Source organism: Rhizobium sp. HT1-10 (genome assembly GCF_049472505.1).
Taxonomy (GTDB): Bacteria; Pseudomonadota; Alphaproteobacteria; order Rhizobiales; family Rhizobiaceae; genus Rhizobium.
This window is the reverse complement of record NZ_JBCEBQ010000015.1, coordinates 43,944-68,406: the sequence shown is the minus strand read 5'-3', so window position 1 is coordinate 68,406 and position 24,463 is coordinate 43,944. Positions and strand designations below refer to the sequence as shown.

General features: G+C 60.3%; 24 protein-coding genes, 1 tRNA gene and 1 pseudogene. 11 read left to right on the top strand and 15 right to left on the bottom strand.

Annotated features, from left to right (window positions below; genetic code table 11):
* Positions 1–9: 9 nt before the first annotated feature.
* The gene (locus VH564_RS24105) at positions 10–387 is read left to right on the top strand and encodes a hypothetical protein (protein ID WP_423342384.1); all 378 of its coding nucleotides are present in this window, start codon (positions 10–12) and stop codon (positions 385–387) included.
* A gap of 180 nt (positions 388–567) precedes the next feature.
* Here VH564_RS24105 and VH564_RS24100 read toward each other — a convergent pair whose 3' ends face one another.
* The 3 genes from VH564_RS24100 to VH564_RS24090 form a co-directional block, all read right to left on the bottom strand.
* Positions 568–1,416, bottom strand: a complete 849-nt coding sequence (locus tag VH564_RS24100; protein WP_423342383.1) for a hypothetical protein — start codon at positions 1,414–1,416, stop codon at positions 568–570.
* Between the two features lie 105 nt (positions 1,417–1,521).
* On the bottom strand, positions 1,522–1,686 hold the full coding sequence (locus tag VH564_RS24095) for a hypothetical protein (protein WP_423342382.1): 165 nt from the start codon (positions 1,684–1,686) through the stop codon (positions 1,522–1,524).
* 156 nt (positions 1,687–1,842) lie between these two features.
* Positions 1,843–2,472: a hypothetical protein gene (locus tag VH564_RS24090; RefSeq protein ID WP_423342381.1), complete on the bottom strand. Its 630-nt coding sequence runs from the start codon at positions 2,470–2,472 to the stop codon at positions 1,843–1,845.
* 367 nt (positions 2,473–2,839) lie between these two features.
* Here VH564_RS24090 and VH564_RS24085 point away from each other — a divergent pair, with 367 nt between their 5' ends.
* The 4 genes and pseudogenes from VH564_RS24085 (at position 2,840) to VH564_RS24070 (ending at position 5,874) form a co-directional block, all read left to right on the top strand.
* Positions 2,840–4,534, top strand: a complete 1,695-nt coding sequence (locus VH564_RS24085) for a phospholipase D-like domain-containing protein (protein WP_423342380.1) — start codon at positions 2,840–2,842, stop codon at positions 4,532–4,534.
* A gap of 62 nt (positions 4,535–4,596) precedes the next feature.
* Positions 4,597–5,205: pseudogene (locus VH564_RS24080) on the top strand (T6SS phospholipase effector Tle1-like catalytic domain-containing protein); the annotation flags it as partial.
* Positions 5,206–5,221: 16 nt separating this feature from the next.
* Positions 5,222–5,560: a hypothetical protein gene (locus VH564_RS24075; protein WP_423342404.1), complete on the top strand. Its 339-nt coding sequence runs from the start codon at positions 5,222–5,224 to the stop codon at positions 5,558–5,560.
* Positions 5,557–5,874, top strand: coding sequence for a hypothetical protein (locus VH564_RS24070; protein WP_423342379.1), 318 nt, complete (start codon positions 5,557–5,559; stop codon positions 5,872–5,874). The genes VH564_RS24075 and VH564_RS24070 overlap by 4 nt, the downstream gene beginning before the upstream one ends.
* A gap of 103 nt (positions 5,875–5,977) precedes the next feature.
* Here VH564_RS24070 and VH564_RS24065 read toward each other — a convergent pair whose 3' ends face one another.
* Positions 5,978–6,202, bottom strand: coding sequence for a hypothetical protein (locus tag VH564_RS24065; RefSeq protein ID WP_423342378.1), 225 nt, complete (start codon positions 6,200–6,202; stop codon positions 5,978–5,980).
* A gap of 135 nt (positions 6,203–6,337) precedes the next feature.
* Positions 6,338–6,535 carry a hypothetical protein gene (locus VH564_RS24060; protein ID WP_423342377.1) on the bottom strand — a complete coding sequence of 66 codons (198 nt, stop codon included), beginning with the start codon at positions 6,533–6,535 and terminating at the stop codon, positions 6,338–6,340.
* Here VH564_RS24060 and VH564_RS24055 point away from each other — a divergent pair.
* Positions 6,535–6,804: a hypothetical protein gene (locus VH564_RS24055; protein WP_423342376.1), complete on the top strand. Its 270-nt coding sequence runs from the start codon at positions 6,535–6,537 to the stop codon at positions 6,802–6,804. The genes VH564_RS24060 and VH564_RS24055 overlap by 1 nt on opposite strands.
* A 105-nt stretch (positions 6,805–6,909) precedes the next feature.
* Here the strand turns inward: VH564_RS24055 and VH564_RS24050 are convergent, their stop codons facing one another.
* From VH564_RS24050 to VH564_RS24020, 7 genes are all read right to left on the bottom strand, one after another.
* Complete coding sequence (locus tag VH564_RS24050) at positions 6,910–7,266, bottom strand: E2 domain-containing protein (protein ID WP_423342375.1); 357 nt, start codon at positions 7,264–7,266, stop codon at positions 6,910–6,912.
* A gap of 1 nt (position 7,267) precedes the next feature.
* A complete protein-coding gene (locus VH564_RS24045) occupies positions 7,268–7,888 on the bottom strand; it encodes a hypothetical protein (protein WP_423342374.1) in 621 nt (206 codons plus the stop codon).
* Positions 7,889–8,136: 248 nt separating this feature from the next.
* Entirely contained in the window at positions 8,137–8,838 is a 702-nt protein-coding gene (locus tag VH564_RS24040; RefSeq protein ID WP_423342373.1) for a hypothetical protein, read from the bottom strand.
* Between the two features lie 278 nt (positions 8,839–9,116).
* Positions 9,117–12,881, bottom strand: a complete 3,765-nt coding sequence (locus tag VH564_RS24035; protein WP_423342372.1) for a vitamin B12-dependent ribonucleotide reductase — start codon at positions 12,879–12,881, stop codon at positions 9,117–9,119.
* A gap of 837 nt (positions 12,882–13,718) precedes the next feature.
* Positions 13,719–14,216 (bottom strand): xanthine phosphoribosyltransferase, encoded by a 498-nt coding sequence (gene gpt / locus VH564_RS24030; RefSeq protein WP_423342371.1) that lies wholly within the window; start codon positions 14,214–14,216, stop codon positions 13,719–13,721.
* A 216-nt stretch (positions 14,217–14,432) separates the two neighbouring features.
* Positions 14,433–15,272 carry a universal stress protein gene (locus tag VH564_RS24025; RefSeq protein WP_423342370.1) on the bottom strand — a complete coding sequence of 280 codons (840 nt, stop codon included), beginning with the start codon at positions 15,270–15,272 and terminating at the stop codon, positions 14,433–14,435.
* A gap of 73 nt (positions 15,273–15,345) precedes the next feature.
* The gene (locus tag VH564_RS24020) at positions 15,346–16,116 is read right to left on the bottom strand and encodes a competence/damage-inducible protein A (RefSeq protein WP_423342369.1); all 771 of its coding nucleotides are present in this window, start codon (positions 16,114–16,116) and stop codon (positions 15,346–15,348) included.
* Between the two features lie 291 nt (positions 16,117–16,407).
* Between VH564_RS24020 and wrbA the strand changes: the two genes are divergently transcribed.
* Positions 16,408–17,004, top strand: a complete 597-nt coding sequence (gene wrbA / locus VH564_RS24015; RefSeq protein WP_423342368.1) for an NAD(P)H:quinone oxidoreductase type IV — start codon at positions 16,408–16,410, stop codon at positions 17,002–17,004.
* A 264-nt stretch (positions 17,005–17,268) separates the two neighbouring features.
* Entirely contained in the window at positions 17,269–19,404 is a 2,136-nt protein-coding gene (scpA, locus tag VH564_RS24010; RefSeq protein ID WP_423342367.1) for a methylmalonyl-CoA mutase, read from the top strand.
* A 43-nt stretch (positions 19,405–19,447) separates the two neighbouring features.
* Here the strand turns inward: scpA and VH564_RS24005 are convergent.
* Positions 19,448–19,532, bottom strand: a tRNA-Leu gene (locus VH564_RS24005).
* Positions 19,533–19,773: 241 nt separating this feature from the next.
* Complete coding sequence (locus VH564_RS24000; protein WP_423342366.1) at positions 19,774–20,142, bottom strand: VanZ family protein; 369 nt, start codon at positions 20,140–20,142, stop codon at positions 19,774–19,776.
* Between the two features lie 423 nt (positions 20,143–20,565).
* On the opposite strand from VH564_RS24000, the gene ilvA reads away from it, so the two are divergent.
* The 3 genes from ilvA to VH564_RS23985 all read left to right on the top strand — a co-directional run bounded on the left by ilvA (position 20,566) and on the right by VH564_RS23985 (position 23,715).
* Positions 20,566–21,780 (top strand): threonine ammonia-lyase IlvA, encoded by a 1,215-nt coding sequence (gene ilvA / locus VH564_RS23995; RefSeq protein ID WP_423342403.1) that lies wholly within the window; start codon positions 20,566–20,568, stop codon positions 21,778–21,780.
* Positions 21,781–21,818: 38 nt separating this feature from the next.
* Complete coding sequence (locus VH564_RS23990; protein WP_423342365.1) at positions 21,819–22,154, top strand: HlyU family transcriptional regulator; 336 nt, start codon at positions 21,819–21,821, stop codon at positions 22,152–22,154.
* A gap of 292 nt (positions 22,155–22,446) precedes the next feature.
* Complete coding sequence (locus tag VH564_RS23985) at positions 22,447–23,715, top strand: diguanylate cyclase (RefSeq protein WP_423342364.1); 1,269 nt, start codon at positions 22,447–22,449, stop codon at positions 23,713–23,715.
* A gap of 88 nt (positions 23,716–23,803) precedes the next feature.
* On the opposite strand, the gene VH564_RS23980 is transcribed toward VH564_RS23985, so the two are convergent.
* Positions 23,804–24,418 carry an FMN-dependent NADH-azoreductase gene (locus tag VH564_RS23980; RefSeq protein WP_423342363.1) on the bottom strand — a complete coding sequence of 205 codons (615 nt, stop codon included), beginning with the start codon at positions 24,416–24,418 and terminating at the stop codon, positions 23,804–23,806.
* Positions 24,419–24,463 lie beyond the last annotated feature (45 nt).

Below are 24,463 nucleotides of genomic sequence, written 5' to 3'. Positions count from 1 at the left end.
TGACAGTATTTGAGCGCCGGTACGATCGAGCCGACGTTCGCGGTAGCCATCGAACGGAATATTGGAGACGCTTTGACTTCGACGAAATTTGTTGCCGAACTGGTTCGAGCTGCCAATGAAGTTGATCGGCTCGGATCCGGCGAGTCCGCTAGGCTGCTGGAGCGGGCGATCGCTGCGATCCGCGACCTGCGCGAGGCAGTCGGGATTCCGAAGGACGGCACCGAGCACGACGAGCTGATCAAGCTGAGAGCCGTGGCTCTCGGCGAGAGGGAAGGGCGCCGCTCTTCAAATCTGTCGTCAGCGTTGCTCTGCGCCGCCGACATGATCCGCACGCTTGATATAATCGAGGACTCACAGACCGAAATCGATATCACTTACGGCGCTTAGAGGCGTCGGCATGGGGCGGAGATCAAGTCCATAAATCGGCTGCATCGTCGCGGGCGGACGTCGGTCGGGCATTCCGGCGGCAGCGACGTCGAAGGACTACCGAAGTAGGTCATCCTCCTATCATCGCGTTTCGCCCGAATGAGAGACCGTCGAACTCCAGAGCCAGTCTCGCGCATAGCGTCACTCGTCTTGCCAGCCGCTCCACCAGGACTCCGTGTCCACGCCGGACGCGATCTCCGCAAGCGCCAGGTTCCGCGGGTCTTCGGTAGGAACAACGAAATCGCAACTGAATAGAAAGCTCTTGTCCATTTCAGCCCCGTCGCCACGCCGCACGTCGGAATTCGATCCCCACTGCAGGCTTACAGCGATCGATCCCGTCGCTCGGTATCGCACCGATGCGCTCGTTATTTCGACTACCTCCGTATTCTCGGTGTAGATCTCCTCGATTCCGTGGTGGGTGGCGATTTCGTCAATAGACTGGATGGTTTCCGACATAAGATCGTTTACCGCTACTTCATCGAGAGACTCGACCAAGGGTTCTATGAGGGCGGAGCGATATTCGAAGTAGGCCGTGTACAGATCGACAACGTCGTCAACGACCGGTGCGACTTCCTGGTCCTGGATATTGAGATCCGAGATCAGAGTGCCCTGCCGAGCGTGAACGTGTTTGCTCAACCGGTTGAATGAACGCAGCACTCGAGAGCGAAGCGGCCGAGGATCGAAGCCAAGCTCGGTCGACAGAAATTCGTCCGTAAGGCCGCCCTGGAGCCAGTATTGAATTCGCTGAGCGCGAACTGGTTCATCCCGGTCCGGTTCCTTCCTGTACCAAGAGCAGCCCTCCACTTCGTCGTTGGGAGCGAGTGTCCCCATCACGTGTTCGAGCAGGACCCTGATCGATACGGAAAAGAACACGAGACGGAGCGGATTTTTACCGTCAGCGAGAACCATTGAGGCCGCGGTCAGTGCATTCTTCGAAAAGTCGTCGATCTTGAGGTCGGCGAGCCCCAAAAGTTTGGTTCTTGCAGTCATCGTCTCTCCTAGAGCCGCTTCCACGCGATGGCACGTCGTTGATGAACCTTACGTGTTTCGGTGCCGTCAACTTGTCAATCTATGGTCCGAGAATGTTCGGAAACCTCACTCCACACTGGTCGCCCGCCGGATACCGAGAGGATTGCGCACATAGTGTTCGCGAACGTATTCGACGTCGGCCGGAGCTGTCCGCCTGCCGGCAGCAACCAGAAGCTCGAGCATTGTACTCATCGCGCCAATGTCTAAAAGGCCGGCCGTCCTGATCTTCATTCAGTTGCTCCTCGGGTTCTTGGCATGTGGCGATCTTCGAAGTTTCGCTCAAGGCGCCGCCTCCGCGGGCAGAACCTTCCGGCTATGCCGGCTCGCAAGAGCTTTTGAAAGCGAGAGAGGGCACAGTTCCTGGGCTTAGACGCCGACGTCAAAGCACTACCTAAGCAGCCCATCGATATCGAACTCATCCCACCCGCGAAGCTTCGCCGCAGCCTCGTCCCGTGTCTTCCGGCCATCCTTTTTTGTCTTCGCGGCCTTTTTGAGCGAGCGTGTCAGCTTCGCCTGGTAGGCGGCCGCTCTCCTTTTCTCAGCCTTCGCCTCGACGTCTTCAACCCGCCATTCATCCACGGCGCCTCGATCAAGAAGGTCTTCGACAACCTTGGGATCGAAGACATGGAACGTGATCCGACGAGCTCGTCCGGCAAGCCTGACGGTTCTCGTCCCTGCACTCGGCAGGCGTCCATCCTCGAGCCAGCGATGACGCTCGCTCGTCTTCATGCCGAGGATGTCCTCGATTTCGCGCGGGATCACGGGCAGGGTCGCAGCCTCGCCGACCGCCTTGCCAATCACGGTTGCTGCCGCGGCGAAGGCCGTCTTGTCGGAAGCCGCCATCGCCAATGTGATTTCGCCGCCATCTAGCGAAACCGACTTCTTCGACGTCGCGGGAAGCCGCGCCTGGATCTCCTGAAGGATACCCTTTGCGCGCACGGACGACCCCATCGTCATCGACGACGACAACGTCCAGGTGCGGACAGGTTCGATATCGCTCACTTCGCTTTTCGGCATGGCTTCCATATGGTGTCGAACGGTATCCCTTGGTAGGCGGCAAACGAGGATTCGTCGATCGGATCTAGGCGGGTATACTGTTTCAGGACCCGAAACGGTCTAAGCTGACGGCCCAGCGCGGTCTTGCTCGAAAACGGCGAAGGTTCAATCGCCCGTCATCTAACAAACTACTTGTGGGAGGGGCGAAAAAAGTATCAAATTCCCTTATGGCGTGTAGTGGGGCCGGGGCCATAACTTCATCGACGCCAACATAAGCATCGCATTTTGCTGGGCTGCTATCGGATGCGGCCCATTCGTTTCGAGAACGTACGCGTGCGGCTCGCTGGGCGAGCGCGGTCGGTGATGTCTTTGTGCTACGGGGGTGAGCATGAGAGTTAGCGGGCATAACACGGTGCTTAAAGGCCGCGCGATCGCGGGCACCTATGTCGTCATCTTGGCGTGGGACTTCATTGCAGGGCAGGGGGCGAAACTGGAGGGTCTACTCGGTTTCGCCATCGAACGTTCCGAGCTCCAAAACGGAAATGTCGTCGAGCGATACTGGATGAAGGGCATCAAGCGGTTCCGCGACAAGGACCGGGGGCTCGCGCCAGGCACGCCGGTCAGTACCGCCGACCATCCGATCCAGTCGTTTCAGTGGGGCGACTACACGGCGGAGCAGGATCGTCAATACGAGTATCGCATCGTACCTCTTTACGGAGCGATCAAGAACATCCAGCCCGACGACGCATCAAGCTTGAGCCTCGAGGTTCATACGGAAATCGAATATCTACTGAAGCCGGCCGTCGCCGACGACACGGCGAAGCACGACGTCTACTTCAACCGCGGGGTTATCGGGTCGCAGGCTTTCGCCCGGCGGTTTGGAAACGCCAAGCCCAAGGCCGACAATCCGACATCGCCCGAGATGAAATGGCTCTCCCGCGGTCTATTCGAAGCTTTGATCCGATTTATTGGGCTTGCGGAAGATCACAGCTTCAGTCTTCGCGCGGCAGTCTACGAGTTCCACTACCAGCCTGTCGCCAACGCCTTCGCGAAAGCGATCGAGGCGGGCGCCGACGTCAAGATCGTCTACGATGCGGAGAGCACCTACAAGAAGGAGAACGAGGCCGTCATCGACCGTGCCGGTCTGCGGCAGGCCGGGGCGGTCATTCCCCGCACGGTTTCCGAGGGCATTCGGCACAACAAGTTCATCGTTCTTGAGAAGGACAAAGTTCCGGTCGCGGTCTGGACCGGGTCGACCAACATTTCCGATGGCGGCATCTTCGGTCACTCGAATGTCGGCCACATCGTGTGGGACGTCGACGTCGCGAAAGCGTATGCCGGCTATTGGGAACGATTGAAGGACAACCTGACGCCGACCAAGCTGAGACGGCCGAACAGGGACAAGTCGCCCTTGCCGGCAGGAAAGCCGGCCGCCGACACGATCACGCCGGTGTTCAGTGCGCGCGACGAGCCGGACAAGAGCGACAGCCTGCAATGGTACGCCGATCGGATGGCGGAAGCTGCCGAAATCGTCTGCTTCACCGTCGCCTTCAACATCGACAAGGTTTTTCAAAAAGTACTCCAGCAGGAAAACGACGTCTTTCGATATGTCGTGAAGGACGACGATCTGCGGAGTGACGAGATCATCACCAGGGATCGCGACGTCCTGTTCGCGGCCGGGGGATATCTCGGAGAAGGCGCGTTGGCGAACTTCCTGGAGGAGCGCGACAACCCCCTCAATTCTAACGACTACATACACGACAAGTTTCTGCTGATAGATCCGCTCAGTGCAGACCCGCTCATCGTGACGGGGTCCGCAAACTTCAGCCAGCCGTCCCAGCGCACCAACGACGAGAACATGCTCGTGATAAGAGGGGACACGCGCGTGGCCGACATCTACTTCGGCGAATTCATGCGCATCTTCGATCACCACTACGCCAGATACCTGGTGAAGAAGGTGACGGAGGCCGGCAAGCACGATCCAGACGCGGGCTATCTGAAAGAGAAGCCCGAGGAGTGGATCAAGTCTCACTTCAATGACAGCAGCTACAAGTCGAAGCGACGCCGGTATTTCGTAGGCTAGGAAGCTTTGAAAAGGGGAATGAGTGCGGACGCATCTAATTTTCTTCGACGGAAGCGCAGTGTCGGCTAAGGGTTCTCGGCCTGTTCGACACCGTTCCTGGGAACCATTGGGACCGGCGCAGGCTGGTCAATAAAACTGTTTTTCAAGAAGGGCCGCTCGAATCCAATGTCGATGTGGGGATACATCTGTTGTCGATCGACGATCGCCGTCCTCCGTGGTTCGAGCCTCTGCTTTGGACCGGAAGCACCGGAAAACAAGTACTCGAACAGATCTGGATGCCAGGCGTCCACTCCGATATTGGCGGCAGCTCCGGCTGCGGCATGATCAACGACCTTTCATTGCAGACGATGATCGACCGGATCAAGGCGCACTGCAAAGAACTGGTATTCGCAGAGGGCGATATTAATCGGATCATGGAAGAGGGTCGCCGACACCAGCATTACGAGATCTCCAACGAGCGGGTCGAATGGAACAGGCTGATGCTTCCTCGTTCCCGTATAATCGGTGGTAAGCCTCAGGGTTTCGAATATCTGCACCCGGTGTATTCGGAAATTTTTGGCAACACCGTCGTCCTGAGGCGAAGGAAGACGGAGTACAGGCCGAAGAACGTGCCCGAAGCGATGCCGGTCATCGAACTCGGCGAGTTCTACGCCAAATGTCGTTCAAGGTAGGACAAGTCCAGAGGAGATCATTCTGCACACCGCATTCGAGGGCGCGGGTGCGGCCGAAGAAGCGGACCTACACAAGGCAAGCGATCTCGCCACCAGAATGGAACTGCAGCTCGGCATGGGAGAGGGACTCGCCTATTCCAATCTGAAATCGACCGAGCAGCGAGACCGCGCCCGCCAGAACGATCCTGTCGTCGCGGCACGAGTGGAGCGCCTCCTCGCGATAGAGATGGAGCGAAGTCGGGAGATCGTCACGCGGTTCCGTCTGGCCGTCGAAAGGATTGCCGACGTCTTGGTCCAAAAAGCACTCATCGAGGGTGAGGAAGTCAGGCGCATCATTCAGGAGGTGTCGAGATGACCAAAGGAAGTCCGACGCCGGACGTTGACTGGAAAATCGTGGTGCGAGGCCTGAAGGAAAGCGGGACAGTGGAAGCGCGAATGCTAGTGGAGAAGGAAGTTCTCGAAGCGGGAGGGATACCGCTCAGGCTTCGCGATGCGCGGCGTCGGCTTTTCATGCTGACGATGTCCGCGTCCGAAGGGAGGCCGGAGATAATAGAGGCGGAAAACGGGCTGGTCTGCCTGGTCGCGGTGGATGACCTGGTGGACGTCGTGATGGAGAGGGGGCCAACATTGGCTGAGGTGATGCGGGCGGCAAATGGGAGCGAGGATTGACGAAATTCCTGGACTGAGGAGAGTCGCAACCGACCACTAGCGAACGGGCCTATAGATCAGAACGCGACCGTCAATCTTCTCCCTCGCCGACCGAAGAATGGGATCATTCGGGCAAACCTCTTAAGACAAGAATGCGATTCCCAGGGACGAAAGATAGGATCCCGTCCTGTTCGAGTGCATTGAGGACGACCGTGATCTCCTTCTGGCTAAAGCCCGCAGCGTGCGTTGGCTCGGCAAGGTCGGAGTAGTTGATCGTCACATCAGGCATTACCCTGAGCGCGCGGAGGCGTGCGACCACGGCGGTCTCGGTTTCGTCGAATCTGCTCATATGTTCCTATCGTAAGGGAATTCCGAACCGACACATACATGGCCACTCGGCTATCGTCGCCATGGCGAAGGTCTCCTACAGTCAAAGACGAGGGCTGATCCTTGGGAGTCCGACGGCCGAATTCGCGCAGCGGCGTCAGGAAGTCTGTATAGCGACTCTTTCTCGATAGGTCTCCCGCCATTCCCAATAAGTCACCTGCTCCCACTTCTCGGCGTGGTCGAAGCGCATCTTTTGCTGGTTTAGCTTTGGACCCATCGCCGCAATGAGAAGCGCCTCCAGATCTCCGATCGTCGTTGACGTGTCGTCGGTCACATCGCGACGTGGTTCGTTCAATGATAGGACTCCGTGGCCGTCGGATGTGGACCCGACGGGCCTTCTCCAGCTTCCTCGAGGACGATGACATCCACGCGGAGCGACAGCGGCTGGGCGACCTCGTGGAGCAGAACAGATGGCCGAGTGCGCTTTACATCCTAATACAGAACACTCCCACTGAGGATGTCATGGCCCTCGGAGAGCGCATCGAACGGGCTGATGCATACGGCGATTTCGATGCTCTGGTCAACGAAGCCAGGGCGGCTGGGCTGCCGGGGGTGCGGCGTTAAGTGGAGCTGGTGTGTTCGGAGGTCAGCGACTTGGGTTATTGGAGTTTCCGGGGCGACAGCCGTGCCTTCGTCTCAATTGATGCCGGGTCATGTGAACCGACGAAGTCAGCGGCTGACTAATGAATTTAGCCTTACCCGCTGAAGTTCCAGGAAGTGCTTTAGAAGACCCCACCAGACGACCGCGTGGTCGGCGGATGATATCCCGTCCCCGGCGTTCAGCCCGATGCAGAAGTGCTCGTCGGACTGAATATGTCGCTCGTGGCATGTCTTGGGGTATCTCGTTCCGGGAACCTGTTCCTGAACAAGGATTGCACCATCGCGCTCCCGTACCCTCATGTCAGCCCGGATGCCGCCCACTGCATTGTCGAGCTCGATATCGGCGCTGCCGAGCAATTCCGTTGCCCCGACATCGGTCACATGAAACCACTCCGGCACAGTCGCGAGAACGTGTTGCAATGCCAACTCATTCTCCGAAGTCGTAGGGCGCGGCCAAGGCAGTGACCTCACCGCTGCTGACCGTCGGCGGCGCACTGAGGTGCTCGTTGACAGATCCAGCATCCAGCCCCCAAGCGACACCGCCATCGAACAGACGACGGATGCTTGCAGGCGCATGTCCCAGTGCTGTCTGACCCAAGGCCGTCTGCTCCCCATTGCAACCGCTCTGGAGATCCTCAGACCTCGAAACGGCTCTGCTGACTGAGCATCGGACGCTCCTCTCGCCGCGGATCCCGATACGCGTGATAGGGGTCTCACCGAATTCAAGGCCGATCGCTATCCCGAGTTGGTCGATGCCACCGAGCTCCTCCTGGCAGAGCTCAAAGCTCGAGCGCATTCCGCCAGCCGCCTTGACCGCCGCCACCACGGAAGCTGAAGCATCCGTGTCATGGGATGTGCCCTCGGCAAGGAGACCATGGATGCAGTCGCCGATGAACCGAACCTTTCGACCGGAGTAGTCCTCGGAGAGGGTAGCCGCGAGCTCGCTTCGTATCACGTGGAGGTTCGAGACCATTTCGCCGATCCTCTGTTGCGCGATGCACTCATCGACATACTTCGTGAAGCCGTCGATATCGCCGAAGATCGACATCAGCCCCATCCTGATCGAGTTGGAAGGCATCAGGGAGGCGAAGTCGATCGTCTTCAGTGGCGGCGTATGCCTGTGAAACGAGAAACTCGCGTCAGTGCCTACATCAAGGATGAATCTGTTTTTTGCGCGGGACGCTGCCATCGCAATGTCGGCGTCCGAAAGGCGCTTGGACTGGAAGCTACTGTTCGCCGAAAGCGCGATATTGCCCGAAGGAAATGTCGGACTTGCTCGTTCCGCCGAAAGGGCGTCTATGCTGAAGAGCGGCTGCAGTCCAAGATCCTTGCGGACCCTGTTCGACATGAAGATACCTTCCTCGTCACCCTCTGCAAGCTTCGCCGCGTAGTTCGCGGTGCTCCGAGAAATAGGGGTTCGCGCTCGTCCTTCGTCCCGCTGTTCACGGCGACGGCCGACCCGCTGTCAACGCCTACTCGGATACGGGTCGAATATCGCCCGTTCTCCGTCACGCGGCCGACTTCCTCGATTGCCCGCTTGGCAGCATCCGCGAAGGCAAGGGCCCGCTCGGCGCGTTCTTTCTCGTTGCCAGGTCCAGGAGGAGAGACGATTACGGCATGCATGCGCGCGCCATGGAAATCGACACGTTGGGCTTCGAATTCCTCGGCGACCTGATCACAGGCCGCATAGTTTAGGTGGAGCATGGAGAGCACGCGACGATGACTGGCCTCGGTTTCACGCTCGCGCTCGGTCATGGCAGCAGCGAAGTCCAGCATCTGGATGTAGACGTGAACACCCTCGACCTGAATGGCGGTATCGGGCGGTATATCGAAGATCAATGGCTCGGACTTCCCACCAAGCCCGATCTTGGTCTGTATCGTCGCCACTCGGGCGGTCATGTAGCTGAGGTCGAAACTTCTCAGGTTGATCGAAGCGGCAGGCGCAGTAGCGCGGAGCGAATGGATACGCTGAAGACTCTTGTGACGGGACCAACTCATTACAACTTCCTTTTTGTTCGCCTGTGGGCGGATGAATGCTGAATGCTAGGTGGTGTCGGATCGGCTGCTCCTACCGATGCGATTGTTTCATGATTTGTTCCTTGAGGTATTTTCCAGGCACCTAAGTGCCTGGAAAATTTGCGCATTTCCGGGGTTGCAGAGCAGTTCAGGTGTCCCGCTGTTGTTTTATGACTCAGCAGAAAGAACTTTTATGACTCCAACCCCCTATTTTATGACTTTTCAGTGGGACCCATCCACCTGCCGCCTTCAGCCCCCAATCACGAGCAACCGCTGGTCGCCCCACAAGTGTCGCACTTCTCGCAGGTGCCGTTGCGGACCATCGTGAAGTTTTGGCACTCGCCGCACATGCTGCCGGTGTAGCCCTGCATGATCGAGCGGGTCCGGCGTTCGGCTTCGAGCTTCTTTGCTTCTGCCTTGGCCGTTGCCGCAGCGTCGGCTGCTGCGTCCGTGAACAGGGCGGTCTCGTCGTCCGCCATGTCCTCGGCAAGCTCCTTGGCGCGCTCGTCATATTCGCGCTTGAAGGAGACCACTTCGGAGGTCGAGATCGCAGCCACGGTTTCCAGCTTGCGCACCGCGCTGCCGGAGAAGGAGGTGATCGTCGCGCCGGACGATGCCTTGGCAGGAGCGGCCGTTGCCGCGCCCTTCGGCTCGTTGGTCTTGCCGACCAGCGTCGGCTTGTAGCCGCGTGTCAGGCCCTTGGAGACGACATCAGCCTTGCCTTCCGACACGCCGCGACCGAGCGAGGTGTTGTTGAAGTCGGACGTATCGACATGCGCGAGGTCGTGACGGCCGAGATAGGAGACGGCGAGTTCGCGGAACACGTAGTCGAGGATCGACGTGGCGTTCTTGATGGCGTCGTTGCCCTGGACGATGCCGGCCGGCTCGAACTTGGTGAAGGTGAAGGCGTCGACATACTCCTCGAGCGGCACACCGTATTGCAGGCCGAGCGACACCGAGATGGCGAAGTTGTTGATCAGCGCGCGGAGCGCCGAGCCTTCCTTGTTCATGTCGAGGAAGATTTCGCCGAGGCGGCCGTCGTCGTATTCGCCGGTGCGCAGGAACAGCGTGTGACCGCCGATCTTGGCCTTCTGGGTATAACCCTTGCGGCGGCCCGGCAGCTTTTCCTGCTCGCGGCTGACGCGCTCGATCACCCGTTCGATGATCTTCTCGGTGATGGTCACGGCCTGGGCTGCGGCAGGTGCCTGCAGCAGGTCTTCCAGCGCATCCTCGTTGTCATCGTCGTCGATCAGCGATGCGTTCAGCGGCTGCGACAGCTTGGAGCCGTCGCGATAGAGCGCGTTGGCCTTGAGGCCGAGCTTCCAGGACAGCATGTAGGCGTTCTTGCAATCCTCGACGGTGGCGTCGTTCGCCATGTTGATGGTCTTCGAGATCGCGCCGGAGATGAAGGGCTGGGCGGCTGCCATCATGCGGATGTGGCTGTCGACCGAGAGATAACGCTTGCCGATCTTGCCGCAGGCATTGGCGCAATCGAATACGGCCAGATGCTCGTCCTTCAGGAACGGCGCGCCTTCCAGCGTCATCGCCCCGCAGATGTGGATGTTGGCAGCCTCGATATCCTTCTTGGAATAGCCGAGGTGATCGAGCAGGTTGAAGCCCATGTCGGCCATCTGCGCGTCGGTGACGCCGAGCTGGTTGCGCATGAAGTCGGCACCCAGCGTCCACTGGTTGAACACGAACTTGATGTCGAAGGCGGATTTCAGGGCAGCGTTGACGGCTTCGATCTTGTCGTCGGTAAAGCCCTTGGCGCGCAAGCTACCGGGGTTTACCGCCGGTGCCTGGTTGAGATTGCCATGGCCGACGGCATAGGCTTCCATCTCGGCCAGCTGGCTCTCGGTGTAGCCAAGCGTGCGCAGCGCTTCCGGAACGGCGCGGTTGATGATCTTGAAGTAGCCGCCGCCGGCGAGCTTCTTGAACTTCACCAGGGCGAAGTCGGGCTCGATGCCGGTCGTGTCGCAGTCCATGACGAGACCGATCGTGCCGGTCGGCGCGATGACGGTGGCCTGGGCGTTACGGTAGCCGTGCTTCTCGCCGAGTTCCAGCGCCTTGTCCCAGGCAGCCTTGGCATGGGCGACCAGATCCTGGTCCGGGTTTTCCGAATGGATCAGGGCGACCGGGTTGATCGACAGGCCTTCATAGCCCGTCGTCTCGCCATGGGCGGCGCGGCGATGGTTGCGGATGACCCGCAGCATCGAGTCGCGGTTCGGCTTGAACATCGGGAAGGGGCCGAGCTCGGAGGCCATTTCGGCCGACGTGGCGTAGGACACGCCGGTCATGATCGCCGTCAGGGAGCCGGCGATAGCGCGGGCATCGTCGCTGTCATAGGGAATGCCGGACGACATCAGCAGGCCGCCGATGTTGGCATAGCCGAGACCGATGGTGCGGTACTGGTAGGAGCGCTCGGCGATCTGGCGGGACGGGAACTGCGCCATCATCACGGAGATTTCGAGCACGACGGTCCACAGACGCACGGCATGTTCGTAATCGGCGATGTCGATGCGCTTGGTGGCGGCATCCTTGAACTGCAGCAGGTTCAACGAGGCGAGGTTGCAGGCCGTGTCGTCGAGGAACATGTATTCCGAGCACGGGTTGGAGGCGCGGATCGGGCCTTCAGCCGGGCTCGTGTGCCAGTCGTTCATCGTCGTGTTGAAGTGGAGGCCCGGATCGGCCGATGCCCAGGCGGCGTAGGAAATCGATTCCCAGAGGTCGCGGGCCTTCAGCGTCTTCATGACGCGGCCGTCCTTGCGGGCGGTCAGGTGCCAGTCACCATCCTGCTCCACGGCGCGCAAGAAATCGTCCTTGATGGAGACGGAGTTGTTGGAGTTCTGGCCCGACACGGTGAGATAGGCTTCCGAATCCCAGTCGGTGTCATAGGTCTTGAACTTGAGGTCGGTATAGCCCTGGCGAGCGAACTGAATGACGCGCTGGACATAGTTCTCCGGCACCTGGTCCTGCTTGGCGGCCTTGATCTGGCGCTTCAGCGCAAGGTTGGTCATCGGGTCGAAGGGATCGTCCTTGCCGCCTTCGAGGCAGGCCTTCATGATCGCCGTCAGGTGACGGGCAACGACCTTGGAGCCGGTGACGAGGGCAGCAACCTTCTGCTCTTCCTTGACCTTCCAGTTGATGTACTCTTCGATATCGGGATGGTCGATGTCGACGACGACCATCTTGGCCGCACGGCGGGTCGTGCCGCCGGACTTGATGGCGCCGGCCGCCCGGTCGCCGATCTTCAGGAACGACATCAGGCCGGACGAGCGTCCGCCGCCCGACAGCTTTTCGCCTTCGCCGCGCAGATAGGAGAAGTTGGAGCCGGTGCCGGAGCCGTACTTGAAGAGGCGGGCTTCGCGAACCCAGAGGTCCATGATGCCGCCTTCGTTGACGAGATCGTCCTCGACAGACTGAATGAAGCAGGCATGCGGCTGCGGATGCTCATAGGCCGACTTCGACTTGGTGAGCTTGGCCGTGAAGGGGTCGACATAGTAGTGGCCCTGGCCGGGGCCATCGATGCCATAGGCCCAGTGCATGCCGGTGTTGAACCACTGCGGCGAATTCGGTGCGACGCGCTGGGTGGCGAGCATGTAGGCAAGCTCGTCGCGGAAGGCGAGCGCATCGTCTTCGGACGAGAAATAGCCGCCCTTCCAGCCCCAGTAGGTCCAGGTGCCGGCCAGACGATCGAAGACCTGGCGGGCATCGATTTCCGAACCGGTCTGTTCGTCCTTCGGCAGCGCCTTCAGGGCAGCCTCGTCGGGAACCGAGCGCCAGAGGAAGGAAGGAACATCGTTTTCCTCGACCTTCTTCAGGCGGCTGGGCACGCCGGCCTTGCGGAAATATTTCTGGGCCAGGATGTCGGCCGCGACCTGGCTGAACTGCGCGGGCACATCGATGTTCTCGAGGCGGAAGACGATCGACCCGTCCGGATTCTTGATCTCGCTGATCGCCTTGCGGAACTCGATCTCCGCGTAAGCGCTCTGTCCGGCCTTGGTGAAACGTCTCTCGATGCGCATCTGGGTCTACCTTTATCTGGTGCGCCCGTCTCCCGCGAGAGGGCGCGAATATCTTCGTCCAGCGTCGCTTTATCCTGCGCCGCCAGTGTTCGTCCCGCTTCGTGACCGAAACCATCATTGGGAGATGAGGCTTCTGTATCTTGTGGAGAGTGTGGCTGCAAACACCAAATATAGTATTAAACAGCCAAATTTCCAGTCCTTTGGTCGCGTCGGAATCTTTTCGCAATCGTCAGAACTGCCCTCGCGCCAAGAGGCCCGAAACGGGCATTCGACGCAATTTGAAACTCGATTTTGGAAAAGGGACCGGCCTCGATTACATATCCGATCCGTCACCGCCGTAACGTGGTCTCATTAAGTTGGAAACGGGCCGAGACGTCAAGGGCTGGTTTTTAATGTTCGGCTAACCACAATATCTTGTGGGTGAGCCTGTGGAAATTGGGGGAAACGAGAAAGCCCCGTAAGTTCAAATGCTTGGGGAGAGACGTTGCTATCCGGCTACCGACTGGCCTCTGTTTCGGGCCAGGAAACGAAACAAAAGGCGACAAGATTTTCATCGTTGCAGAAAGGTCACGCGCAGACGTGCCACAGGGCCTTGCTCCCGGCGATTCGGCCGCCAAACGCAAGCAAATGCCGAAACTTGCGACGGCTTGCTCCCCCTCGACTTCATTGGAACGGTCTTTTAGCTGTCCCTGAAACGCCACAGCGACCAATCGTGGTCGCTGTGTTTCTGTCTGCCGTGATTCGTCCGCTGTTCTGGCGCACGGAGCCTGCCGCGGGACGGTGAAACGCGCCACCGCGGGCCGCTGGACCGGCGCCTGTCGGCCGGCCCAAGGCAAGTTAGCCGCGCGTGCCCTTGGCGATTGGCTCCTGATAGCTGAAGCCCATGTCCCAGGGAAAATAGATCCAGGTATCCTGGCTGACCTCGGTCACGAAGGTATCGATGACAGGCACGCCCTTCGGCTTGGCGTAGACGCAGGCGAAGTGGGCGTTCGGAAGCATGCTGCGAACCTGGGCAGCGGTCTTGCCGGTGTCGGTCAGATCGTCGATGACCAGCACGCTATCGCCGCCATTTTCGAGCAGCGCCGGGGTCACGCCCTTCAGCACCGCCAGTTCGCCCTGGTTGACGTAGTCGTGATAGGAGGCGACGCAGACCGTTTCGATCAGGCGAATGTTCAACTCGCGAGAGATGATCGCAGCCGGCACCAGGCCGCCGCGGGTGATGCAGACGATGGCGCTGAAGTCGCGGCTGAGGCCGGCCAGCCGCCAGGCAAGCGCCCTGGCGTCGCGGTGGAACTGATCCCAGGAAACGGGGAAGGCTTTATCGGGAAGAGACATTCTTTTGGCTCCGGCAAGCACGGGATGACGATGCGCCGGGATTGCCGACGACCAGGGCAGAGATCTCGCCGGGGCCGGTAGGCCCGGTCCGAAACGCAGTTCGCGCAGCGTGAAGAAACTGCGCGAAGGATTTTCCCGGACGGAATTCTGCTGTTGGTCGTCGCTATTAGCGGGATTTGCGGCCAAAACGCAAGAGCCGCAAATCCGCCGTGGCCATCAGCGCGACAGCAATGTCAGCGCCGTCATCGATTTCAGCACCGCCTTCGTGGTGCCGCCGAAAATCATCTGCCAGAGCCGCGAATGGGTATAGGCGCCCATGACCAGCAGATCGACGCTATCGTCCACAAGCCTCGTCTCGATCACCTGTGAGGCCGATTTCTCGGCGCTTACCGTCTTCGATAGGGTTGCCTTGACGCCATGGCGGATGAGGGTGGCGGTCAGGTCTGCGCCGCTGATTGCCGCCTGGTTGGCGTTCTCACTTGGATCGACAGAGAGCACCTCGACGGCGTCGGCAGCCATCAGAAAGGGCAGGGCGTCGAATGTCGCGCGGGCGGCTTCCTTCGAGCCGTTCCAGGCAATCAGGACGCGCTGGATCGACACGGGCGCCGTGCGCACATACGGCACCATCAGCACGGGCCGTCCGCTTTCGAACAGGAAGCTTTCGACCTCGATATGGGCATCCGACGGATTGGCCGGGTCAGCCTGCACGGCAATGATAAGATCGGCGCTGCGGACCGTTTCCAGGATCGGCTGCGTCGCGTAGCCGACCGAACTCGTGAAGCTCCGCCATTCGAACGAGCAGCCAGCGGCCGCAGCCTTGTTGCGGAACAGCTCTTCGATTCCCACCGCCTCGGTGCGGGCCATGTCCTGAAGAGCCTGAACGGCGATCGGATCCGGGATTTCCATCGGCGCCACCATCGGCACCGCCGACACCACCTCCGCATGCAGGCCGATCACATGGGCACTATGGGCGGCGGCAAGCGCAAGACCGAAATCGGAAGCGATACCGGCATTCTCCGGCGCATCCAGAATAATGACGATGGTCTTGTAGGTCACGGGCATCTCCTTCACGCATCACCTTGGAAAAGACGCGACGCGGCTCGCCGCGTCGCGCCCGACATCGGTCTGCTCAGGCCTCGGCGGAGGTGTTTTCCTCGATTTTGGACTGCCTGATCGCTTCCACCATCTGCCGCACCTCGGCCGCGGCTGCCTCCATTGCCGCTTCGCTCCGCGCGCGCACGACGATCTCCGTCGAGAACGACTGGCCCTGGTAGCGGGGATAGGAGCCGATGCTGGTATCCGGATGGGCCTTCTGGATGGCGCCGAGCGGGGTGCCGATATCGCCTTCACCAAACGGGCAACCGATTGCCGTCGACAGCATCGGCGTGCCGGTACGCAGCGTCGGGATGACGTTGTCGAGCATCGCCTGGAACACCTGCGGCACGCCGGCCATGACATGGACGTTGCCGATGGTGAACCCCGGCGCCGTCGACACGGGATTGGCGATGTGGGTCGCGCCGACGGGCATGCGCGCCATACGCTGCCGGGCCTCGGTGAAGGGCATGCTGCGGCGCTCATACATCTCGGCCATCAGCTTCATTGCCTCGGCGTCATGCTCGCAGGCGACGCCGAATGCCCTGGAAATCGCGTCGGCGGTGATGTCGTCATGGGTGGGGCCGATGCCGCCTGAGGTGAACACGTAGTCATAGCTTGCGCGCAGCGCATTCAGCGCCGCGACGATGGCCTCTTCCTCATCGGCGACGATGCGGACCTCTTTCAGGTCGATGCCCGAGAGCAGCAGGATATCGGCGAGGTGGCCGATGTTCTTGTCCTTGGTACGGCCGGACAAGAGCTCGTCGCCGATCGCAAGCATGGCCGCCGTGATGATCTGGTCTGTCATGTCGTCTCTGCCTTCTCTTGAGCGTTCGATGCGAACTTATAGCAAAACCGCTGGACGGGAAGGCCCTGTCTTCGTTGCAGAAATTGAACGCAACAGGATATTGTGCAATATCGTTGAACAGTCCGTATCTGTCTCTGCGTCTGGCAGCGCGGGCGGGCGTGGCGTAGCTATTGGTCAACAGCACATCCGTGTTGCGAGGCACAGTTCATGCTACCAGAATTCATCAAACGCATCCTGTTCGGTTCGCCTGTCATGGCACCATCAACCCTCCCAGAAAAGGAAGAGAAGAAAATGGCTAAGGTCCTGGTTCTATATCATTCCACATACGGTCACATCGAAGCGATGGCCTACGCTGTCGCCGAAGGCGCAAAGTCGGCCGGTGCCGATGTCGTCGTCAAGCGCGTACCGGAACTCGTGCCGGATGACGTCGCCAAGGCATCGCACTACAAGATGGACCAGGCGGCACCGATCGCAACGGCTGACGAACTGGCCGAGTACGATGCCATCATCGTCGGCGCCGGCACCCGCTTCGGCACGGTCGCCTCGCAGATGCGCAACTTCTGGGATCAGACCGGCGGCCTGTGGTTTGGCGGTAAGCTGGTCGGCAAGGTCGGCTCGGCCTTCACGTCCTCCGCTTCCCAGCACGGCGGCCAGGAATCGACCATTCTCGGCTTCCTGCCGACCTTCCTGCACCATGGCATGGCTGTCGTCGGTCTGCCCTACGCCTTCGCCGGCCAGTTGGGCACCGAGGAAGTCAAGGGCGGCTCGCCCTATGGCGCATCCACGATCACCAACGGCGACGGCTCGCGCATGCCATCGGAAGTCGAGCTGGAAGGCGCACGCTTCCAGGGCGCCCATGTTGCAAAGATCGCGGCCAAGCTGGCCTGATCAGCGATAGCAAGCTTCCAGAAAGCGCGGCCGAAAGGTCGCGCTTTTTTGTATCCCGTCGACAGGCGCGAGTGAAAATGCCCTGCGGATGATGACGTGGCGGGCTGGACCATCCACATCCTTTATCGCTGCCGCAGCGACGGAGGTGCAGCCGTTGCCGGATGGCAAGGATCGGCTTTCGCGGCCCGGCCCGAAAATGCTAGTGCTCTTCCAAACGAAATGCTTGGCGCGATGCCGCCCGGTCATAGGTCAGTGGAGCGATGCATGGATAAGGTCCCTTCCGAGTGGAAAGCGCTAGCCGAGCGAGAGCTGAAGGCATCGCCGGACAAGCTGACGTGGCGCACGCCCGAAGGCATCGACGTCAAGCCGCTCTACACCGCGCGGGATCTGGAGGGCATCGACCATCTCGACAGCCTGCCGGGCTTCGCCCCTTATGTCCGTGGTCCTCGTGCGACCATGTATGCCGGTCGCCCCTGGACCATCCGCCAGTATGCGGGCTTCTCCACGGCGGAAGAGAGCAACGCCTTTTATCGCAAGAACCTCGCGGCCGGGCAGAAGGGCCTGTCCGTCGCCTTCGATCTTGCCACCCATCGCGGCTATGACAGCGACCACCCCCGCGTCGAAGGCGATGTCGGCAAGGCGGGCGTGGCGATCGATTCGGTCGAGGACATGAAGATTCTCTTCGACGGTATTCCGCTGAAGGACATGTCGGTGTCGATGACCATGAACGGCGCGGTCATCCCGATCCTAGCCTCCTTCATCGTCGCGGGCGAAGAGCAGGGTTGTTCGCGCGCCGAGTTGTCGGGCACGATCCAGAACGACATCCTCAAGGAGTTCATGGTCCGCAACACCTATATCTATCCGCCGGAACCCTCGATGCGGATCATCGCGGATATCATCGCCTACACGGCCAGGGAGATGCCGAAGTTCAATTCCATCTCGATCTCAGGCTATCACATGCAGGAAGCCGGCGCGACGCTGGTGCAGGAACTGGCTTTCACGCTGGCCGACGGCCGCGAATATGTCCGAGCAGCGCTCGCCAAGGGCCTCAACGTCGATGAGTTCGCCGGCCGGCTATCGTTCTTCTTCGCCATCGGCATGAATTTCTTCATGGAGGCTGCCAAGCTGCGCGCCGCCCGCCTGCTGTGGTCGAAGATCATGACCGAGTTCGAGCCGCAGAAGCCCGGCTCACTGATGTTGCGCACCCATTGCCAGACCTCCGGCGTGTCGCTGCAGGAGCAGGATCCCTACAACAACGTCATCCGCACGGCCTACGAGGCACTGTCGGCAGTGCTCGGCGGCACACAGTCGCTGCACACCAACGCGCTGGACGAGGCGATGGCGCTGCCAACAGAGTTTTCCGCCCGCATTGCCCGCAACACGCAACTGATCCTCCAGCACGAGACCGGCGTGACCAAGGTCGTCGATCCGCTTGCCGGCTCCTATTATGTCGAGAGTCTGACCAAGGAACTGGCCGACAAGGCCTGGGAACTGATCGAGGAGGTGGAAAAGCTCGGCGGCATGACCAGGGCTGTCGCCGAAGGCCTGCCGAAGCGGAAGATCGAGGAAGCCGCCACACGACGCCAGGCTCGGGTCGATCGCAGCGAGGAGATCATTGTCGGCGTCAACAAGTACCGGCTCGACAACGAGGAGCCGCTCGACATTCTTGATATCGACAACACCGCCGTGCGCGATGGGCAGATCAGGCGCCTCGACGCGCTGCGCCGCCACCGCGATCCGGCCCGTGTGGCGGCAACGCTTGCCACGCTCACCGAGGCGGCGGAGACAGGCGAGGGCAACCTGCTGACTGCTGCGGTGGAAGCGGCCCGCGCCCGCGCCACGGTCGGCGAAATTTCGGATGCCCTGCGGCAGGTGTTCGGCGATCACGCCGCCGTGCCGGAGGTCGTCAGCGACATCTATGGCCCGGCCTATGAGGGTGACGCGGAATATCGGATGCTGGTCGAGCGCCTGTCGGCCTTTGCCGGCGGAGTTGGCCTAAGGCCGAAAATGCTGGTCGCCAAGCTTGGCCAGGATGGGCATGATCGCGGCGCCAAGGTCATCGCGTCTGCCTTCGGCGATATTGGCTTCGAGGTTCTGGCTGGACCCCTGTTCCAGACACCGGAGGAGGCTGCCGATCTTGCCATTCGCGAGAAGGTGCAGGTGGTCGGCATGTCGTCGCTGGCTGCCGGCCACAGGACACTGGCACCACAATTGGTCGAGGCACTGAAGGCCAAGGGCGCCAAGGATGTCATCGTCGTGGTCGGCGGCGTCATCCCGCGCAAGGATTACCAGTTCCTGCTCGATGCAGGCGTTGCCGCCGTCTTTGGGCCGGGTACGAATGTACTCGATGCCGCCCGCGCCATCCTCGATCTCCTGGAAGGCAAGCGGCGCAACAGTTGATGCAAGGAGCGCGTCGGGGACGGTTGGGGCGCAGAGTGGCGGATGGTCGGGGCTACCGGAATCGAACCGGTATGGGCAAGCCCGAGGCATTTTAAGTGCCTTGCGTCTACCAATTTCGCCAAGCCCCGGCGCTGTACGGATGAGAACATCCATATCCGCGACTCATATCCGCTGAGCCTCTTGGCCTATACCAGCCGAGTGTTGGCTCGAACAGGCCTGACGGGCAGCGCGATGGCGAGGGGATCAAATCCTCCGCCGCGCAAACTAGCTACATTCGAAACCGTGGCAAATCAACCTGTTCGGCAATTCGACCCGTCGGGTGTTTGCCAAGGAAAGAGCCGGCAGCGCAGCCACGGCTTCCGCTGCCGTCTATCCACCGGCGGAAAGCCGCAGCGCCCGGCGGCTGGCGATCTGGTTCACGCCGTAGCCAATACCCACGCCGGCGATCGAGCCGAAAGCCTTGATGAGCGCATCGTGCAGCCGCGCATGGCGCGTTGGTGAGAACGCCTGCAGGAACTCGAAGCCGAGAGCCCCGATGACCAGAAGCACGGCGATCGTCTTCCAGTGGCGAGGGTAGGCAAGCACGAAGACGAGGCCCGCCAGCGCATAGGCACCAGCGCGGTCTATATTGACCGTCGTCAAGGTGTGCGGCCGCAGGTCGATCGGCGAGACGGTTGAGAACAGGATGAAGGCGAGCACCAGCCAGGCGGCGCCCTTCAGAAGATGGCGTGTCGTCATTCTGTCATATTAGACAGGCTCAAGGCGGAAAAAAGGCCTCTGCAATCCGACGCGGTGCATCGCGCGGATTTCGCGCCTCCGCTCGATCGGACTGCCAGAATAGACGAAGCCCGCCAACCTGGTTACTCCAGGCGCGTAGCGGGCCTCTAACCATCATCATGATGGCTTGTCCTATAGGGAGCAGACCGTCCGGATCTGTCAATCATAAGAAATGAGGGATGGACGTTGGCTATCGGCGGTGCGGGAATACGGCAAATTCTGATCAATTGGGTTGGATTTGGCGGTTGTTTTCTCGAACCTTGCGTTGCGATCACAAAGAGCCTTTATTTCAGCCGCCTGTCCGTGCAATAGCGACGGGAACAGGAACAACGAAGGGCGTTTTGGACCTTGAATATCCGGGCTGTCGATAGCGCGCAGGAAGCGATGCGGGAACTCTTTCCCGCCACGCCGCTGCAATTCAACGAGCACCTTTCCGCCCGCTACGGCGCCGATATTTGGCTTAAGCGCGAGGATTTGACGCCTGTGCGGTCCTACAAGATTCGCGGCGCCTTCAATTTCTTTCGCAAGCAGATGGCATCGGGCGCCACGGGCAAGGTCTTTGTCTGCGCCTCCGCTGGCAATCATGCCCAGGGTTTCGCTTTCGTCTGCCGACATTTCGGCGTCCCCGGCGTCGTGTTTATGCCGGTGACGACGCCGCAGCAGAAGATCGACAAGACGCGGATCTTCGGTGGCGAGTTCATCACCATCAAGCTTTACGGTGACTTTTTCGACCAGTGCTACCAGGCCGCCCGCGACTATGTTGCCGCCAATGACGGTTTCATGGTGCCGCCCTTCGATCACGCCGACATCATCGAGGGCCAGGCCACGGTCGCAGCCGAGATTGCCGGGCAACTGCCGGAAGGCGTGTTGCCGGACCTGATCGTCATGCCGGTCGGTGGTGGCGGTCTTGCGGCAGGCATCACCGGTTACTTCCGCGACACCTTGCCGGCCGGCGCCTTCCGCTTTGCCGAGCCATCGGGCGCGCCCAGCCTGCGACGGTCGATCGAGGCGGGAAGTCTGCTGACGCTGCCGAAGGTCGACAATTTTGTCGACGGCGCGGCAGTGGCCCGGATCGGCGACCTCAATTTCGAAGCCCTGCGGGGCTTTAGTGCCGATCAGGTGATGCTGATGCCGGAGAACGCAATCTGCGTTACCATCATCGACATGCTCAATGTCGAGGGCGTCGTCCTGGAGCCCGCAGGAGCCCTGGCAATCACGGCGCTCGACGCCATGGATCGCGAAACCATCCGTGGAAAGACGATCGTCGCCGTGGTCTCCGGTGGCAATTTCGACTTCGAACGATTGCCCGACGTCAAGGAGCGGGCGATGCGGCACGCAGGACTGAAGAAGTACTTCATCCTGCGGCTGGCGCAGCGGCCCGGCGCGCTCCGCGATTTCCTCAATCTGCTCGGTCCCGATGACGATATCGCCCGTTTCGAGTATCTGAAGAAGAGCGCCCGCAATTTCGGCTCCATCCTCATAGGCATCGAGGTCAAGGACGCGGCGAGCTTCGCCGTACTGACCCGGAATTTCGAAAGCGCCGGGCTCGGCTACGAGGACATCACCGAGAACGAGATTCTCGCAAACCTCATCATCTAGTTTCAGGCGGTTGCGACCGCGCCAATCGAGAGGCGACCATGGCTTCCTTCCTATCGAATATCCTGTCGATGTTTTCCGGCGGCGGTGCATCCAAGGCGGATGCCGGCAAAACGAGTGCCGCCCCGCCGGCCTCGCAGACCTACAACGATTGCCAGATTTTCGCGGTGCCGCAGCGCGAGGGCAGCCAGTTTCGGCTGGCCGGGCGCATCGAAAAGCAGGTGAACGGCGAAACGCTCGTCCGCACATTCATCCGCGCCGATGTCTTCAGCTCCGTAGACGACGCCATCGAAACGACCTTCCGCAAGGCTCAGCAGATTATCGACCAGCACGGTTCTTCGCTGTTCGCGGACGGGGAGGCTATTCGGCAGGTTTGACAGGGCTCTGACCCGTCATGCGCCAAGGCCGATATGATCACGTGTCCGGTAAAGATGGGCGCGCGTATAAGAAGTGTGCTTGTTTTCACTCTTACGAAGTAAGTCGTGAGGCTGTATATTAAGCACCTTTACCTGAAAATATTGCCTGCGAAACATTGCAGAGTGTATCAGACGGTATCCGTGCGTTGTGACGGCGGACAATACACTTGGCTGTAAGCCTTCCTTAATATAGTTTAGGCTTCAAGGTCGATACCCCGCATGTGGGGCGCCCGGGGCGAAAGCGGACAATGGGATGAGAGAGCTCAATCTGGCTTTGTTCGTCATCGAGGCCATCGGTTATTTTGGAATCATGGCGGCTTTGCTGCATTTTCGGGCGCGGATTGGGCTTGGGGCCTTCCTGACAGCGCTCGGCGTCATGCATTTCATGGAAACCTATCTTGCGGCGGTCTTCTATGTCGAGCTGCCGTTCGGCGTTGTGTCGCCGGGATCCTCGGTGTTCTTCGCCGGCAAACTCATGCTCATCCTGATGCTTTATATGCAGGAAGATGCGGCGGTGGCCCGCCAGCCTATCTACGGGCTGTTCCTCGGCAACATCCTCACCGTCAGCATCGCTTGGGTATTGCAGTTCCACATCCCGGTCGATCTTTCACCGGCCCGCAGCGCGGACTTTGGTTTTGTCAATGAAATGGGCTGGCTGATGCTCTGGGGCACGGCGCTGCTGTACATCGATGCGCTGGGGATCATCCTGCTCTATGAAAAGCTGGGACAATACATCAAGCGCTGGGTGGTCCTGCGCTTTACCATTGCCGGGATCGTCCTGCTCACCTTCGATCAGATCGGCTTCTTCTTGGCTCTTCATTATTTCGTTGGTGTGCCTCTGTACGTCTTCTGGGGAGGCTGGATCGGCAAGCTTCTGGCAGTCTGTATCTATTCCGTGCTCTTCGCCCTCTATCAAATCATGATCCGCCGCCAAGGCGCTACGATCGCGCATCGATCGGTCCGCGACGTGTTTCAGGATCTGACCTATCGCGAGCGATACAACGATCTGGTGTCCCGGAATGGTCTCGATGCGATAACAGGCTTGCCCGATCGCAATCGCATGGAGGCCGAAGGCGCCGGACTGGTGGCCGCCAGCCTTGAGCGTCGGGAGGATTTGAGCGTCCTGCTGATTGATGCCGACAACTTCAGGCGCATCAACTCCACGTTCGACCGCATCATCGGAGACGAGATCCTGAAGTCGATAGCAGCGGAGATTTTGAGCACCTTGCGCCCGACGGATCGGCTTTTCCAATTCGGTGGCGAGGAATTCGTGGTGCTATGCCCTCGCACCAATCACCCCGAGGCCTTGCTACTGGCGGCGCATTTGCGCTGGCATGTCTCTGCGGCCGTCCGTAGTCCGGCGAACATGCCCGTTACCGTCAGCGTCGGCGTCGCCTCGATCGGTGACGATGCGGCGACGTTCAACAGCCTGATCGCCGTTGCCGACGACCGTCTCTACGAGGCGAAGAACAATGGCCGCGACTGCGTGGTCGGCAGGGATGGCCTGTTGCCGCGCAACTAGCGGCCACCCTTCGGCTTTGACAGGTCACATCGCGGCAAGATGCGGCCGGCTTGCGCCGGCCTGCTGATGTCGTCAATGATCTCGACGATCAGGCGGCAGTCGCCAGTTCGTCGGCGCGCGTACGGGCGGCGGCAATGGCGTTCTCGGCAGCTTCAGGACCGAATGCCAGGCCCTCGACGAAGATCGTCTCGACCTCGGTGATGCCGATGAAGGCGAGAACCGACTTCAGATAAGGCGTGGCATGGTTGAGGGGTGCGGCCGGTCCGTTGGAATAGACACCGCCGGAGGCGAGAACGATATATGCCTTCTTGCCGGTGGCCAGACCAACCGGGCCTTTTTCGCCATAGCTGAAGGTCATGCCGGCGCGGGCGATGTTGTCGATCCAGCTTTTCAGCGAGGAATAGATCGAGAAATTGATCAGGCCGGTGCCGATGACCAGCGTGTCGGCGGCAAGCAGTTCCTGCGTCAGCGCATCGGAGGTCTTTGCAGCCTCATTCTGTTCGGCCGTCCGGGCATCGGCAGGTGTGCGGATAGCCATGGTAAACCGTTCATCGATGTGCGGCAGCGCTGTCGTCGTCAGGTCGCGATGGACGACAGTCGAGCCGGGGCTCTGTGCCTTCAGTTTCTCGGCAAGCTCTGTGGCAATCTTGGTCGACAGAGAGTCGGAGCGGGGGCTGGATGTAAGGAGGAGAATGGAGGACATGAGAAACTTCCTTGTTCGTTCACGACGTCGGGAGCTGGTGACGCT